Source organism: Mesorhizobium sp. M1227 (assembly GCF_040318315.1).
GTDB lineage: Bacteria > Pseudomonadota > Alphaproteobacteria > Rhizobiales > Rhizobiaceae > Mesorhizobium.
On sequence record NZ_JAMYLZ010000001.1, the window covers coordinates 634379 to 649447 of the forward strand.

Consider the following 15069-nt stretch of genomic DNA (forward strand, 5'->3'; position numbering starts at 1 on the left):
CGGCTCGGACCCTTGTCCGCGCCTCGGTTGAAATTCTTCGTCCGGATTGCGCTCGCGGATCAGGTCCCTCGGGGACTTTTTTGCGCCGCCCGGCAGCGCCGCGATGTGACCCGTATGCCTCCTGGTTGCCTCTCAAGCCTTGTTCTTGTTGTAGACGTCGAAGACGACGGCGCCGAGCAGCACCAGGCCTTTGACCACCTGCTGCCAATCGACATTGACGCCCATGATCGACATGCCGTTGTTCATGACGCCCATGATGAAGCCGCCGACCACCGCGCCGATCACCTGGCCGACGCCGCCCATCGCCGAAGCGCCACCGATGAACACCGCGGCGATGACGTCGAGCTCGCTGCCGAGGCCGGCCGCCGGCACAGCCTGCCCCAGGCGCGCTGCGATAATCAGGCCGCCGAGTGCCGACAGCACGCCCATATTGATGAACACCATCAACGTCAGCCGTTCGGTCTTGATGCCCGATAGCTGGGCTGCCTTGGCATTGCCGCCCATCGCATAGATACGACGGCCGATCGTCATGCGTTTGGTAACGAAGACGAACAACGCGATCAGCACGCCCATCACCATGAGAACGATGGGGAGGCCCCTATAGGTGGCGAATTGGTAAACGAGAAACAGCGCCAGCGCGCTGATCACCAGGGTCTTGACGACGAACAGCGAGAAGGGCTCGGCTTCGTAGCCATGCTTCTCCCGGGTGCGCCGTGCCCTGAGCCCGAAATAGGCATAGGCGAGCACGGCGACGAGGCCGATCACGATCGTCGTCAGGTGCAGCGTCAGGCCGCTGCCGACAATGGTTTTGCCGGCGGCGTTCACGGTTGGCGGTATCAGCGTCAATGGGCCGATCAGGTCCGGAATGAAGCCGGAACTGAGCGCCTTGAAGCCGACGGGAAGCGGCCCTACCGAAGACCCGCCACCCAGCAGCGCCTGGCAGATGCCGCGGAAGATCAGCATGCCCGCCAGCGTGACGATAAAGCTCGGTATTCGGTGATAGGCAATCCAGTAGCCTTGTGCCGCGCCGATCGCACCACCGACGATCAGGCAGATGATCGACACCACCAGCGGATTGCTCAATGGGCCAAGCGGCCAGATGACCATCATCATCGCCGCCAGCGCGCCGATGAAGCCGGCGACGGAGCCGACGCTGAGATCGATGTGGCCCGAAACGATCACCAGAAGCATGCCCAGCGCCATCACGATGATGAAGCTGTTCTGCTGCACGAGATTGCTGAGGTTCACCGGCTTGAACAGCGTTCCGGACGTGGTGAACTGGAAGAACACCATGATTGCGATCAACGCCAGCACCAACCCGTATTCGCGCAGGTTGGTGACCAGCGCCGAGACGGCAATGCGAGGTCCCTGTTGTAGATCCTGGGCAACGCCGGTCTGCGGCCCGGGAGCGCTTTCGGTGCTCATGATGCTTTTCCTTCTCCGCGGACGATGGCGCGCATTATCTTTTCCTGGCTGGCGTCGCTTGCCGCCATTTCGCCGACGATGCGTCCTTCGTTCATGACGTAGATGCGGTCGGTGATGCCGAGCAGTTCGGGCATTTCCGACGAGATGACGATGATTGCCTTACCCTCGGAGGCGAGACGCGCGATGATCGTATAGATTTCATACTTGGCGCCGACGTCGATACCGCGTGTCGGCTCGTCGAGGATCAGCACTTCCGGATTGGCGAACAGCCATTTCGACAGCACCACCTTCTGCTGATTGCCGCCAGAAAGGTTGCCGGTCATCTGGTAGACGCTCGAGGCGCGGATATTGGTCCTGCCGCGATAATCGTTGGCGACCGAAAGCTCGCGCAAATCGTCGATCACGCCGTGGCGCGACACGCCGGGCAGGTTGGCCAGCGTGATGTTGTGCTTGATGTGGTCGATCAGGTTGAGCCCGTAGGTCTTGCGGTCCTCGGTAACGTAGGCGATGCCGTGTTCCACCGCCTTGCTCACCGAAGAGACGTCGATCGGCTTGCCGTTGAGGAACACCTCGCCGGTGATGCGACGGCCATAGGACCGGCCGAACAGGCTCATGGCAAACTCGGTCCGGCCGGCACCCATCAGCCCGGCAATGCCGACCACTTCGCCCTTGCGGGCGTTGAGGTTGATACCCTTGATGACCTGCCGCTCGGCATGGATGGGGTGGTAGACCGACCAGTTTTTCACTTCGAGAACGGTCTCGCCGATCTTCGGCTCGCGCGGCGGATAGCGGTCGTCGAGCGAACGGCCGACCATCGAGGTAATGATGCGGTCCTCCGAGATGTCCTTCTTGGCCAGCGTCTCGATGGTCCGCCCGTCACGGATGATGGTGACCTTGTCGGCGACCCGGTTCACCTCGTTGAGCTTGTGCGAGATCAGGATCGAAGTGATGCCTTGCCGCTTGAATTCGAGCAGCAGATCGAGCAGCGCCTGGCTGTCCTTTTCGGACAGGCTCGCGGTCGGCTCGTCGAGAATGAGCAACTTCACTTCCTTGCTGAGCGCCTTGGCGATCTCGACCAGCTGCTGCTTGCCGACGCCGATATTGGTGATCAGCGTGTTGGGGTCTTCCTTGAGGCCGACCTTCTTGAGCAGGGCGCTGGTGCGCGCCTCATTGGCATTCCAGTCGATGACGCCGTATCTGGCGTGCTCGTTGCCGAGAAAGATGTTTTCGGCGATCGACAGCATCGGCACCAGCGCAAGCTCCTGGTGGATGATGACGATGCCCTTGCGCTCGCTGTCATGGATGCCTTTGAAATGGCACTCATCGCCGCGATAGATGATCTGGCCGTCATAGGTGCCGGACGGATACACACCCGACAGCACCTTCATCAGCGTCGACTTGCCGGCGCCGTTCTCGCCGACCACGGCATGGATCTCGCCTTCCTCGACCATGAGCTTGACGTTCGACAGCGCCTTGACGCCGGGAAACGTCTTAGTGATGTCGCGCATCTCCAAAATCGTCGATGCCATTGAGAATACCACTCCTGCGAGGTCCGCAAACAATACCGGGCTGGCTCGCCAACGAAAAGGGGCCCTGCCTGCGCAGGACCCCAGGCTTTGTAACCGCGATTACTTCAGCTCTTCGGCCTTGATGTAGCCGGAGTCGACCACCAGGGCCTGATAGTTCGACTTGTCGACGTCGTGCGGTGTCAACAGGATCGAGGGAACGACCTTGACGTCGTTGTTGTAGGTCGTGGTGTCGAGGCCTTCCGGCTTGCCGCCCGAGAGCACCTTGTCGACGAGTTCGACCGTCGCCTTGGCGAGTTCGCGGGTGTCCTTGAACACGGTCGAATACTGTTCGCCGGCGATAATCGCCTTGACCGAAGCGGTCTCGGCGTCCTGTCCGGTGACGATCGGCCATGGCTGATCGGCGGTGCCGTAGCCTACGGCGCGCAGCGAAGCGATGATGCCGCGCGACAGGCCGTCATAGGGCGAGAGCACGCCATCGACGCGGCTGCCGTCCGAGTAGTTGGCGGAGAGCAGATTGTCCATGCGGGCCTGGGCGGTTGCCGCCAGCCAGCGCAGCGTGCCGACCTTGTCCATGCCCATCTGGCCGGACTTCACGACGAGGGTCTTGTCGTCGATCAGCGGCTGAAGAACCGACATGGCGCCGTTATAGAAGAAGAACGCATTGTTGTCGTCCGGCGAACCGCCGAACAACTCGATGTTGAACGGGCCCTTCTTCTCGGGATAACCGAGACCCTTGAGCAGCGATTTGGCCTGGATGACGCCGACGCCGAAATTATCGAAGGTGGTGTAGTAGTCGACATTTGGCGTCTTCTTGATCAGGCGGTCGTAAGCGACGACGACAACGCCGGCGTCATTCGCCTTCTGCAACGCATCGCCCATCGTGGTGCCGTCGATCGAAGCGATGATCAGCGCCTTCGGGCCCTTGGTGATTTCGTTTTCCAGCTGGCTGAGCTGGTTCGGAATGTCGTCCTGCGCGTACTGCAGGTCGACAGTGTAGCCCAGAGCCTCGAGCTGGGACTTGACGGCGTCGCCGTCGTTGATCCAGCGCTGCGAGGTCTTGGTGGGCATCAGCACGCCGATCAGGCCTTCGCCCGCCTGCGCCGGCAGCGTCATGGCCGCGATGCCTAGGGCCGCGACGGCGGCCAGTGTCTTGATAATCTTCACATTAACTCTCCCTGGTTGATGGACGCGTACCCTTGGGTTTCGTGGGCCGCGCAATCGTGCAGGAGCGCCAAACGCGCCGCTGCCGTCAATCGATCTCCGGTATCCTCCCAATCGGCCCCGAGACTCTGGTTTCAATCGATACGAGTTTTCCCTCGTCACCGACCGTCAAGCCTCAGGACGCGCGAAGGGTGTGTCGCTTTGCCATAACTGTCAAATGCGATCTTTGATGGTTGCTATATCGAGACTGATATGGCTTAGGCTACTGACGACGCTGCCGGATCCAGCCAAGGCGCCGGGCGTAAGAGCAGAGAAGAATCATGGCGGCGCTGCGAAATCCTGACGGAATATCAGCCAGTTACGATGAAATTCCGAGTGATGGCGGAACCTTGCTGCGCAGCGGCTTGAGCCTGCGTCACATGCGCATGATCGCAGCCCTCGACGAGCACGGCCGGGTGAGCGCCGCGGCCCAGGTCATGAACATCTCGCAGCCGGCGGCCTCGCGCATGATCGCCGAGATGGAGGCCGTGCTCGACGTCAAGCTCTGCGAAAGGCTGCCGCGCGGCATCACGCTGACACCCTATGGCAAGGCGTTGGCACGGCGCGCGCGATCGATCCTGCTCGAGATGCGTGAGGTCGACCGCGAGATTTTCGAGCTCAAGGCGGGCAAGGGCGGCTCGGTATTCCTGGGCGCGGTGACAGCACCGGCGATCGAGCTGGCGGTGCCGGCGATCCGCGAGATCCGGCGCCTTTATCCGCGCATCGAAATCACCATGCAGGTCGAGACCTCGAACGTCCTGGCGCGCGAGCTGATCGCCTCGCGCCACGATTTCATCATCGCCCGCATCCCCGACGACCTCAATCCGCGGCTGTTCGAAGCGCGCGTTATCGGCGTCGAGAAAGCCTGCCTGATCGTGCGCCGCGGCCACCCGCTGACCAAGGGCAAGGCGGTCCGGTTGGAAGACACCGCCGCCTATGACTGGGTTTTCCAGTCGGGCGGCTCGCCGCTGCGCCAGGCGATGGAAAGCAACTTTTTGAACCGCAACATCGCGCTGCCGGACCGCATCCTCAACACCAGCTCGCTGCTATTGACTCTGGTCATGGTCGCGCAATCCGACGCCATTGCGCCGGTTTCGATCCAGGTCGCGAAGTTCATCCAGAACCCCGAAGGCCTGGCCGGCGCCATCGATGTCGTCCAGACTGAATTCGACATCGAGGTCAGGCCCTACAGCCTGATCACGGTGAAGAACCGCGCGCTGTCACCGGCAGCCAAGATGCTGCACGATTTTATTTTGCGAGAGGTGGGCTGAGGGTTGGAGCGGGTAGCGGGCGCATCCCGCGGCCCGGCCAGACGACCAGACAGGGCCCGCCAGCAGCGGCGCCGATGCACGTCGGCTACTACTGCCTGATGCTCAAAAAAGCCCGCCAGCAGAAGCCAGCGGGCCAAGGGTAGACTTTCCGGTTGGGGTCATTCGAGGCCCCGCCGACCCTCAATGTGAGATATTCCACGAACTGGCACATCGGCCAAACAGATGAAAGACGGCCAGCCGGGCTGTAAAACTGCCTATAAATCCGCTGGTTTTCAGCTTGGCCAGAACAAGTGCAATGCACCCGGGGCAAAAGCTGGAGCGGGTAGCGGGAATCGAACCCGCGCGTTCAGCTTGGGAAGCTGACAAGCTACCATTACATCATACCCGCGCTGGTTCCTCCGATATCATGGCCCGGCGCCGATGCGCAATCCGGTTTGAGGGCTCGGCTTGATGCCGGACGACCAACTGCGTATTTCTAGGCATGTGCCCGAATCGCGGCACCCGACTGTGGAGACAGGCTTGTCCGCACTGAACCGCTTTCTCGGCGACACGCCGCTCCGGGTGATCCTGAAGCTGCTTGTGGTGTCGTTCCTCGTCGGGCTGGTCATGAATGCCTTCGGCTGGTCGCCGATGGATGTGCTTTACGGCATCCGCAAATTCTTCACCGACCTGTGGAATATGGGCTTCCACGCCATCGACCGCTTTCTCGGCTACATCCTGCTCGGTGCCGCGATCGTCGTGCCGGCCTTCATCCTGCTCAGGATCGCTAACTACCGGAAGTGAATTTTCAGGCGTAGCCCGCCGCCACCTCGAACAGGATGGCGTGCCGTGCAGCAAGTGCTGCGACATCCGTCGAATAGCCTCCGCCGATAACGCTGCATACCGGTATGCCAAGCGTGCGGAAATGGCGGATCACCATATCGTCGCGGGCGCGCAGCCCGTCATCCGTGAGCGACAACCTGCCGAGCCGGTCCTCGACATGGACATCGACGCCGGCATTGTAGAAGACGAGGCCCCAGCGCCTTCGCGCCGACAGCTCCGGCAGGATGGCGTCCAGCCGCTCCAGATAGGCTGCATCGCCGGCGCCGTCGGGCAGGGCGACATCGAGATCGGAGGCGATCTTGCGCGCGGGGTAGTTGCGGTCGCCATGCATGGAGAAGGTAAACACGCGCGGCTCGTCGTTCAGGATATCCGCCGTGCCGTCGCCCTGATGCACGTCGAGGTCGACGACCAGGATGTTTTGGACAGCAGCTTCGGCGAGAAGCACCAGCGCGGCAACGGCTACGTCGTTGAAGGTGCAGAAGCCGGCGCCTTGCGCGCGCCGTGCATGATGGCTGCCGCCGGCAGTGTTGCAGGCGATGCCGTTCAGCAACGCCAGCCGCGCTGCCAGCACCGTGCCGGCCGTTGCGAGCTGCGCCCTCAGCGAAACCCGTGGTCCCACGGGAAAGCCGATCTCGCGCTCGATCGCCACCGGCACTTCGCAGGCAAGCACCTGGTCGACATAGTCGACCGCGTGGGCAAGCTTCAGCCATGATGGCCGCGCCGCCTCCGGCATGTTGAGCGCTTCGGGACGTGCCAGGCCGCGTGCCCGCAAGGCGTCCATCAGCAGCGGATATTTGCTCATCGGGAAGCGGTGGTTGACGGCGAAGCCGGCGTCGTAGTCGGGATGATGAACGATCTGCAGGGGCATGGGGCGGCCGATGCGCCAGAGGCGGGTTTCGGTTGACAATAACGGGGTGGATGGTTGCGCGAGGTCCGCAAATTGGGGCACATCGGCTGGCCGATCAAGCCGCAACGGGAAGCAACACGCGTTTGGAGCAGGCTTTACCCGCCGAAGCCCACGCCACCGAAGCCGGGGCCTTCGTCGTCACCAACCGCTCGGTGCTCGCCATCGCCGTGCCGATGACGCTTGCCTATCTGACGACGCCGCTGCTCGGAATTGTCGACACGGCGGTGGTTGGGCAGTTCGGCGACGCCGCCCTTCTCGGCGGCCTGGCGGCCGGCGCCCTGATCTTCGATGTCGTCTTCACCACCTTCAATTTCCTGCGCTCCGGCACCACCGGCCTCGTCGCCCAGGCCTTCGGGCGCGGCGATGCGCTGGAGGAGCAGGCGGTGTTCTGGCGCGCCGTGCTGATCGCGGTCGTCGCCGGCGTCGTGCTTGCCGCGCTTGCGCCGCTGGTCTCCACCGCCGGGCAATGGTTCATAGGCGCCGAACCGCGCGTCAGCGCGGCGATGGACGTCTATATCCGCATCAGGATGCTCGCGGCACCGTTCTCGCTGATCAATTACGCCATCCTCGGTTACGTGCTTGGGCGCGGCGAGGGCGGGCTCGGGCTGATGCTGCAGTTGATGCTGAACGGCATCAACATCGTCCTCTGCTTCCTGCTTGGCCTGGAGCTCGGCTGGGGCGTTGCCGGCGTTGCTTGGGCAACGGTCACCGGCGAATTCGTCGCCATGCTGCTTGGTCTCGCCATTGTCGGCCGGCGCTTTTGGGCGGCGCCCAGGCTGCCGCGCCACCGCGTCCTCGATCTGCCGGCATTCCTGCGCATGATGTCGCTCAATCGCGATATCATGATCCGCTCCTTTTCGCTGCTCGCCGCCTTCGCGCTGTTCACGCGCCAGGGCGCACAATTCGGCACTCTGACGCTGGCCGCCAACGCCGTGCTGATGAACCTCTTCCTGGTTGCCGGCTATTTCCTCGATGGTTTCGCCACCGCTGCCGAACAGCTCGCCGGGCGCGCCATCGGCGCCCGTGCCGCCACGGCGTTTGATCAGGCGGTGCGTCTGACGCTGCTTTGGGGGCTCGGTCTGGCCGGCGCGGCGACGCTCTTCTTCCTGCTGGAGGGCACGGATCTGATCGCCCTGATCACGACCTCGACGGACGTCCGCGCCATTGCCGACATCTACCTGCCCTGGGCGGCGTTCACCGCGCTCAGCGGCGTGCTGGCTTTCCAGATGGACGGTGTCTTCATCGGCGCAACATGGTCGCGCGACATGCGCAACATGATGCTGTTGTCATTCCTGGCGTTCAGCGCCGCGCTGCTGATCCTGGCGCCGGCCTTCGGTAATCACGGCTTGTGGGCGGCGTTGCATGTCTTCCTGCTGGTACGCGGCTTCAGCCTGCTCGCCATATTGCGGCTGCGGGTGCGCACAGCCTTTAACTGATCGCTAAAGCGGTTTCGCCGCCCAGTGATCGAGGCGGCTGTCGCGAAGCTCGCACAGCGACTTCAGCCCTTGATTGTCCATGAAACGGGCCATGCCGGAAAGAATGCGCCCCGGCAGCGCGGGCCCGGCATAGATCATGCCGGTATAGAGCTGGACGAGATCGGCGCCGGCACGGATCTTTTCCAGCGCCGTCTCGGCGGAATCGACGCCGCCGACGCCGATGATAGTAGGATCCGGGCCAAGCAGTTTTCGCATCCTTGCCAGCACGATAGTCGAGCGCTCGAACAAGGGTTTCCCCGAAAGCCCGCCGGTCTCGCCGGCAAGGCCGGCGCTGCTCAGGCCGGCTCGCGCGATCGTTGTGTTGGAGACGATGACGCCGTCCATTTGCTTGTCGCTGATCTCGGCAGCGATGTCCTCAAGCTCGGCCTCGACCAGATCCGGCGCGATCTTGAGGAACACGGGCGGTTTTGCCGGTGCCGCCGCACGCGCGGCCATGACCCGCGACAGGAGCTCGCCAAGCTGTTCGCGCGCCTGCATATTGCGCAGGCCCGGCGTGTTCGGCGAGGAGATATTGATTGTCAGATAGCCGGCGTATCGCGCGAACCGGATCACGCCGCGCTCATAATCACTGACGCGGTCGGCGCTGTCCTTGTTGGCGCCGATGTTGATGCCGATGATGCCGGGGCGGCCTTTTCGGGCGGCAAGACGCTTCTCTGCGGCGGCGTGGCCTTCATTGTTGAAGCCCAGCCGGTTGATCACCGCCCCGTCCGAAGGCAGCCGGAAGATGCGCGGCTTCGGATTGCCCGTCTGCGGCAGCGGCGTGATCGTGCCGACCTCGGCGAAGCCGAAGCCGAGGCCGAGCAGCGCGTCCGGCACTTCGGCATTCTTGTCGTAACCCGCGGCCATGCCGAGCGGGTTCGGGAAATCCAGCCCGCAACGGCTGACCTTTAACCTGTTGTCGTGCGGCGGACGACCGGCGACCGGCAGCCCGCATCTCAGCGCGGCAATCGACAGCCCATGCGCGGTTTCCGGATCGAGCGTAAACAGCAGTTTCTGGCCGATCCGGTCGAACGCGCTCATTCGGCCTCCAGCGCCGGGAATTCATGCCGGCCGTCAGCGCCGAGCGGCAATGCCTGCACCGAAACGACCGCATCGAGGCCGAGCCCGCCATAGAGATGCGGGAACAGGGCGCCGCCGCGCGAGACCTCATATTTCAGCGCATTGCCGAGGCGCGCGCTGTCGACGGCAACCAGCAGCAACCCCGCCTGGCCGGCGAAATGTTTTACTGCCGTTTCCCGAACCTGCCCGGCGGTGGAAAAATGGATGAAGCCGTCGGCGACGTCGATAGGCGCGCCGGTGAAGCGGCCTTCTCTTTCAGCCTCGCGCCACAGCGCCTCGGGAACTATCTTGTAGATGATCTCGGACATGGTTGCGCTATAGTCCGAACCGACCACGCGGGGAAGGGCAGGCCCGTGTTCTTCTCCATTTCAGGTTGGTCCCCATTTCAGGCGCAAACTGTGATAGATTGCGCTGACTGGCTCATGGAGGAAAACATGCGTCTGAAACACGTCTTGATCCCCGCAGCAGTGGTGTCGCTTGTCGCGGCGTCGGCCTTTTCCGAGGAAGCCGATCGCTACCGGTTGGAGAAATCGGCCAATGGCTATGTCCGCATGGATACGCAAACCGGCGCCATGTCGCTCTGCGAGGAACGCTCTGGCCAGCTCGTCTGCAAGACGGCGGCCGACGAACGTGCCGCCCTCCAGGATGAGGTCGACCGGCTGCAAAATTCGGTGAAGGCGCTCGACGAGCGCGTCGCCAAGCTCGAAAATTCGCTTGCCGCGCGTTTCGAATCGACTTTGCCCAGCGAGGAGGATTTCAACAAGACGATGGGCTACATGGAGCGCTTCCTGCGCAGCTTCATGGACATCGTCAAGGACATGGACAAGGACGAAGACGGCGCCAAGCCCAATTCGCAAAAGACCTAGGCAATTCGCAAAAAGACCTGGGGCGGGAATAGCAAGCCGGCCACGCCGAACAGCAGGCGTAGCGTTATGATCGTTCAGATCCTGCAAGGCGGAAAATCGCCAACGGGATTCGGGGAGGGATATCACCGTTGGGCTACACATTCGTCATTGCCGACGATCATCCGCTTTTTCGCGGTGCATTGAGGGAGGCACTCGTGGGCATCGGAGACGTTGCCGCCATTCACGAGGCCGGCGATTTCGAAAGCGCCAAGGCGCTGGTCCTGGCCAATGAGGACGTCGATCTGGTGCTGCTCGATCTCTCGATGCCGGGGGCAAGCGGTCTTTCCGGCCTGATTTCGTTGCGCGGCATCCATCCGGCGGTGCCGATGATGGTGGTCTCGGCGCATGACGATCCGGTGACGATCCGGCGCGCGCTCGATCTCGGCGCCTCCGGCTTCATCTCCAAATCGGCCAGCATGGAGGAGATCCGCAATGCGGTGCAGTCGGTGCTCGCAGGTGATATCGCGGCACCCGCCGGGGTCGATCTCGGCGTCGAGCGCGATCCTGAGATTTCCGATCTGATCAAGCGACTGCAGGCGCTGACCCCACAGCAGACGCGCGTGCTCGGCATGCTGGCTGAGGGACTGCTCAACAAGCAGATCGCCTATGAACTCGGGGTCTCCGAAGCGACGATCAAAGCGCATGTCTCGGCTATCCTGCAGAAGCTCGGGGTCGACAGCCGCACGCAGGCGGTCATCCTTTTGTCCAAAATCGGCAGCGACCCGGTTCAGGCGGCCGGCTGATTCCTATTCGGCCGCCGGCGCCAGCGGCCTGACCCTGGCCATCATCGAGCGCAGCATCGCCGGTTTCAGTGGTTTGCTGATCACCGGCACGTCGAGCCTGCCGGCAGCGCCGCGAACCTCGCTGGAGCGGTCGGCGGTGACCAGCACGGCCGGCAGGTCCTCGCCATGGATCGCACGCAACTGGGCGATCAATTCGAGGCCGGTCCTGTTGTCGAGATGATAGTCGGCAAGCACGATGTCCGGCCGATGCATGCCGGACCTGTCGAGATCCTCCGCGCCGGAAAGCGTGTCGACGCTGCAGCCCCAACCCTCGAGCAGGAGCCGCATGCCGTCGAGGATGCGGGCGTCGTTGTCGATGCAGAGCACATTGAGCCCGGCAAGCGAGGCCGCTGCACGGGCAGGCGGCTTCGCCTCCGCCTCACGCCGCGGTGCCTGCACGGCCGCCACCGGCAGCAACACGGAAAAGCGTGTGCCCTTGCCTGGGTTGGAGAAGATCCGGATTTCGAGGCGCAGGACGCGGGCGATGCGGTCGACAATGGAGAGCCCAAGGCCGAGGCCTTCCGCCTCGCGTGCGCCCTCGTCGAGCCGGGTGAATTCGCGAAACACGGTGTTGAGCTTGTCGCCGGCAATGCCGATGCCGGTGTCGATAACCTGGATCTCGGCCAGTTCGCCGCGCCGCCGCACGCCGACCAGGATGCGGCCATGGCGCGTATATTTAATGGCGTTTGAGACCAGGTTCTGGATCAGCCGGCGCAGCAGATTGCGGTCCGTCATGACGCTGAGCGACGACGGCATGATCGAGAGTTCGAGCTTCTTTTCGGCGGCAAGCGGCCGGAAGTCGTTGCCGATCTGGCGCAGCAGCCCGTCGAGGCCGAAGCTCGTATCGTCCGGCTTCATCGCGCCGGCATCGAGGCGCGAAATGTCGAGCACCGCGCCGAGGATGGTCTCGACCGATTCCAGCGACGATTCGATGTTCATCGCCGCCTTGCCGGCAGGTCCCTTGCCGGTCTTCTCGATCAGCGATGAGCAATAGAGGCGGGCGGCGTTGAGCGGCTGCAGGATGTCGTGGCCGGCGGCAGCGAGGAAGCGGGTCTTGCCGAGATTGGCCTCCTCGGCCAGCATCTGCGCCTGCGCCAGCTCCTCGTTGACGCGGGTGAGTTCCGCAGTGCGGTTCTTCACTCGCTGCTCCAGCGATTCATTGGCGCGCTTCAGCGCCAGATCCTGCTCGACGCGTCCAGAGATGTCGGCGTAGGTGGCGACGATGCCGCCGTCCGGCATCGGATTGGAGCGCAATTCCAGGATGCGCCCGCTGGTCTTCAGCTCCATCTGCCATGGGCTGACGAAGCTGGTCAGGCGGTTGAGCATGGTGACGCGCTGGTCTGCCGGTATGTCACCGCGCTCGGCAAGGTGGCGCAGGATACGATCGAGTGAGACGCCGACCTGGCCCATCTCGTCGGGCAGGTCGAACAGCGCCCGGTACTGGCGGTTCCAGCAAATCAACCGGAAATCGCGGTCGAAGACAGTGATGCCCTGTTCCATCTGGTCGAGTGCGATCTGCAGCAGATCGCGATTGTGCTGCAGCGCCTCCGTGGCGTCATCGAGCAGGCGGAAGGCGTCCTTGGATTCGCGGTCGTTGCGTCGCAGCAGCAGCGACAGGATCAGCCGCGCCGAAGAGGAGCCGACGGCACTGGCCAGAAGCTGCTCGGAGAAGCGGATGACATCCATGCTGGCCTGTTCGTTGCCGTGCAGTGAAGTGCCGCTGCTCTTTTCGAACGACTGAAACGACCGCTCGGTGCGTTCGACACCGAGATAGCGCGCGATCGTGTCCTTGAGGTCGTTGACGGTTATGGTGGTGCGGAAGCGGCGCAGGCTCGGCAGCGGGCCCGCCTCGCGCGGGACGAAGATCGATGCCTGGATGCGTTCCAGCGGCACTGAGGCGCGCGACAGCGAGCCGAACACAAAAAACAGCGTATTGATCGACAGGCTCCACAGCACGCCATGGTTCAGCGGCTCGGCGACGGTGCCGAAAAGCGCTTGCGGCCGCAATGCATCGAAGCCGAACAGGCCGTGGACGAGGATGCCGGTATCGGGCGCGACGAGCGAGGGAAGCAGCAGCGTATAGCTCCAGACGACGATGCCGGCGACCATGCCAAGTGCGGCACCCCTTCCGTTGGCGCCGCGCCAGATCAGGCCGCCGATCATTGCCGGCGCGAACTGCGCGATCGCGGCGAACGACATCAGGCCGATCGAGGACAGCCGCGCGCTATTGGTGCTCTCGCGGTAGTAGAGAAAGGCGATGAACAGCATGATGAAGATCGCCGCCCGGCGTACATTGAGGATGAGCGTCGACCAGTCCTCGTTCTCGGATGTCGTGGTCCGCAGCAGCCGGCGCACGAACAGCGGAATGACCAGGTCGTTGGAGATCATGATCGACAGCGCGACGCTTTCGACGATCACCATTGCGGTCGCCGCCGACAGCCCGCCGATGAAGGCGGCCATGGCCAGCACGTCGTGGCCGCTGAACAGCGGCAGCGACAGCACGTAAAGGTCGCTGCTGGTCCTGGGGCCGACCAGTTCCAGGCCGGCCAGCGCGATCGGCAGCACGAACAGGTTGATTGCCACCAGATAGAGCGGAAACACCCATGTCGCGGTGCGCAGCTCGGCCTCGCTGCGGTTCTCGACGATGGTGACATAGAACTGGCGCGGCAGCATCAGGATGGCAAAGCCGCTCAGGCATGTCAGCACCAGCCAGGTGGCGAGCGAGGTGTTGTAGCCCATCGCCTGGCGCACCTGCGTGTTTTCGGCGAGCCGGTCGAACATGTCGCCTGGCCCACCGAAGATCAGGAACATGACCATCAGGCCGATTGCCAGGAAGGCGGCGAGCTTGACCACGGTTTCGACTGCCACCGCCAGCACCAGCCCGTCCTGGTGCTCGGTGGCATCGGCGTGGCGCGTGCCGAACAGCACCGCAAACAGCGCCAGCAGCATGGCAACGACCAGCGAGATGTCGCTGACGAACGGATCGAACGACGGCGGCGAGCCGGTATAGTGCTCGACCATCAGGCTGACCGAGCCCGAGATCGCCTTCAATTGCAGCGCCATATAGGGCACCGCGCCGATGGTCGCGATCAGTGTGGCGATCGCCGCGACAGCAAAACTCTTGCCGTAGCGGGCGCCGAGAAAGTCGGCGATCGAGGTGATCTTCTCGGTCTTGGCCAGCCTGACGATGCGCTGCAGCAGCGGAAAGCCGAACACGAACACCAGCACCGGTCCGATATAGATGCCGAGGAACTCCAGGCCGCGCTCGGAGGACAGCCCGACCGAGCCGAAGAAGGTCCAGGAGGTGCAGTAGATGGCGAGGCTGAGCGCATAGATGAAGGGCCGGGCGCGGCCAGGCCCCGATGACGTCGAGCGCCGGTCGCCCAGGCTGGCGATAGCAAACAGCAACGTCACATAGGCGATCGCGATGATGACGATGAACCAGCCCTGCACGCCTCGAACTTCCTCCCTGCGCCGGTTTTTTTATCCGGCCTTGCAGACGCAATCACAGCTTGGCGATCAAGTCCATCGCGGCTTTCGGCGTATTATATCGGCTGCGTCGGGCAATCGTGACCGGCTGAAACCAGCTTTTGATCCTGTTGCAACCGCAGGTTTTTGCTATTCTGCCCGCCGGTCGATGCTGGAGGAGCGGCAGAACGGCCGGTCAGGACAA

The 15069-nt window shown here is 63.2% G+C and carries 12 protein-coding genes and 1 tRNA gene; 5 read left to right on the forward strand and 8 right to left on the reverse strand.

Annotated elements, in window-relative coordinates; all coding sequences use genetic code 11:
• Positions 1-132: 132 nt before the first annotated feature.
• The 3 genes from mmsB to chvE all read right to left on the reverse strand — a co-directional run bounded on the left by mmsB (position 133) and on the right by chvE (position 4118).
• Positions 133-1425: a multiple monosaccharide ABC transporter permease gene (gene mmsB, locus NKH28_RS02915; protein WP_292659525.1), complete on the reverse strand. Its 1293-nt coding sequence runs from the start codon at positions 1423-1425 to the stop codon at positions 133-135.
• Complete coding sequence (mmsA, locus tag NKH28_RS02920; RefSeq protein WP_023677359.1) at positions 1422-2954, reverse strand: multiple monosaccharide ABC transporter ATP-binding protein; 1533 nt, start codon at positions 2952-2954, stop codon at positions 1422-1424. The genes mmsB and mmsA overlap by 4 nt, the downstream gene beginning before the upstream one ends.
• A gap of 99 nt (positions 2955-3053) precedes the next feature.
• Complete coding sequence (gene chvE, locus NKH28_RS02925; protein ID WP_254816339.1) at positions 3054-4118, reverse strand: multiple monosaccharide ABC transporter substrate-binding protein; 1065 nt, start codon at positions 4116-4118, stop codon at positions 3054-3056.
• Positions 4119-4435: 317 nt separating this feature from the next.
• Here chvE and NKH28_RS02930 point away from each other — a divergent pair, with 317 nt between their 5' ends.
• Positions 4436-5425, forward strand: a complete 990-nt coding sequence (locus tag NKH28_RS02930; RefSeq protein WP_352541312.1) for a LysR family transcriptional regulator — start codon at positions 4436-4438, stop codon at positions 5423-5425.
• 314 nt (positions 5426-5739) lie between these two features.
• On the opposite strand, the gene NKH28_RS02935 is transcribed toward NKH28_RS02930, so the two are convergent.
• A tRNA-Gly gene (locus NKH28_RS02935) sits at positions 5740-5813 on the reverse strand.
• A 131-nt stretch (positions 5814-5944) separates the two neighbouring features.
• Between NKH28_RS02935 and NKH28_RS02940 the strand changes: the two genes are divergently transcribed.
• Positions 5945-6208, forward strand: coding sequence for a DUF6460 domain-containing protein (locus tag NKH28_RS02940; protein ID WP_352774685.1), 264 nt, complete (start codon positions 5945-5947; stop codon positions 6206-6208).
• Between the two features lie 4 nt (positions 6209-6212).
• On the opposite strand, the gene NKH28_RS02945 is transcribed toward NKH28_RS02940, so the two are convergent.
• A complete protein-coding gene (locus tag NKH28_RS02945) occupies positions 6213-7115 on the reverse strand; it encodes a histone deacetylase family protein (RefSeq protein ID WP_352977720.1) in 903 nt (300 codons plus the stop codon).
• A 50-nt stretch (positions 7116-7165) separates the two neighbouring features.
• On the opposite strand from NKH28_RS02945, the gene NKH28_RS02950 reads away from it, so the two are divergent.
• Positions 7166-8590: an MATE family efflux transporter gene (locus NKH28_RS02950; RefSeq protein ID WP_352977722.1), complete on the forward strand. Its 1425-nt coding sequence runs from the start codon at positions 7166-7168 to the stop codon at positions 8588-8590.
• 3 nt (positions 8591-8593) lie between these two features.
• On the opposite strand, the gene NKH28_RS02955 is transcribed toward NKH28_RS02950, so the two are convergent.
• Positions 8594-9670 carry a quinone-dependent dihydroorotate dehydrogenase gene (locus NKH28_RS02955; RefSeq protein ID WP_352541314.1) on the reverse strand — a complete coding sequence of 359 codons (1077 nt, stop codon included), beginning with the start codon at positions 9668-9670 and terminating at the stop codon, positions 8594-8596.
• A complete protein-coding gene (locus NKH28_RS02960) occupies positions 9667-10017 on the reverse strand; it encodes a DUF952 domain-containing protein (protein WP_352541315.1) in 351 nt (116 codons plus the stop codon). Before NKH28_RS02960 ends, NKH28_RS02955 begins: the two co-directional genes overlap by 4 nt.
• 126 nt (positions 10018-10143) lie before the next feature.
• On the opposite strand from NKH28_RS02960, the gene NKH28_RS02965 reads away from it, so the two are divergent.
• Both NKH28_RS02965 and NKH28_RS02970 read left to right on the forward strand, forming a co-directional pair.
• The gene (locus tag NKH28_RS02965) at positions 10144-10575 is read left to right on the forward strand and encodes a hypothetical protein (protein WP_352501713.1); all 432 of its coding nucleotides are present in this window, start codon (positions 10144-10146) and stop codon (positions 10573-10575) included.
• 119 nt (positions 10576-10694) lie between these two features.
• Entirely contained in the window at positions 10695-11357 is a 663-nt protein-coding gene (locus NKH28_RS02970) for a response regulator (protein WP_502895700.1), read from the forward strand.
• Between the two features lie 3 nt (positions 11358-11360).
• Here the strand turns inward: NKH28_RS02970 and NKH28_RS02975 are convergent, their stop codons facing one another.
• Positions 11361-14849 (reverse strand): hybrid sensor histidine kinase/response regulator, encoded by a 3489-nt coding sequence (locus NKH28_RS02975; protein WP_352977724.1) that lies wholly within the window; start codon positions 14847-14849, stop codon positions 11361-11363.
• Positions 14850-15069 lie beyond the last annotated feature (220 nt).

Excerpts from the sequence above, each read along its gene's own strand:
- NKH28_RS02955 (WP_352541314.1), bottom strand. The coding sequence starts at position 9,670 with ATGAGCGCGTTCGACCGGATCGGCCAGAAACTGCTGTTTACGCTCGAT.
- NKH28_RS02965 (WP_352501713.1), top strand. The coding sequence starts at position 10,144 with ATGCGTCTGAAACACGTCTTGATCCCCGCAGCAGTGGTGTCGCTTGTC.
- NKH28_RS02950 (WP_352977722.1), top strand. The coding sequence starts at position 7,166 with ATGGTTGCGCGAGGTCCGCAAATTGGGGCACATCGGCTGGCCGATCAA.
- NKH28_RS02945 (WP_352977720.1), bottom strand. The coding sequence starts at position 7,115 with ATGCCCCTGCAGATCGTTCATCATCCCGACTACGACGCCGGCTTCGCC.
- NKH28_RS02930 (WP_352541312.1), top strand. The coding sequence starts at position 4,436 with ATGGCGGCGCTGCGAAATCCTGACGGAATATCAGCCAGTTACGATGAA.
- NKH28_RS02960 (WP_352541315.1), bottom strand. The coding sequence starts at position 10,017 with ATGTCCGAGATCATCTACAAGATAGTTCCCGAGGCGCTGTGGCGCGAG.
- mmsA (WP_023677359.1), bottom strand. The coding sequence starts at position 2,954 with ATGGCATCGACGATTTTGGAGATGCGCGACATCACTAAGACGTTTCCC.
- mmsB (WP_292659525.1), bottom strand. The coding sequence starts at position 1,425 with ATGAGCACCGAAAGCGCTCCCGGGCCGCAGACCGGCGTTGCCCAGGAT.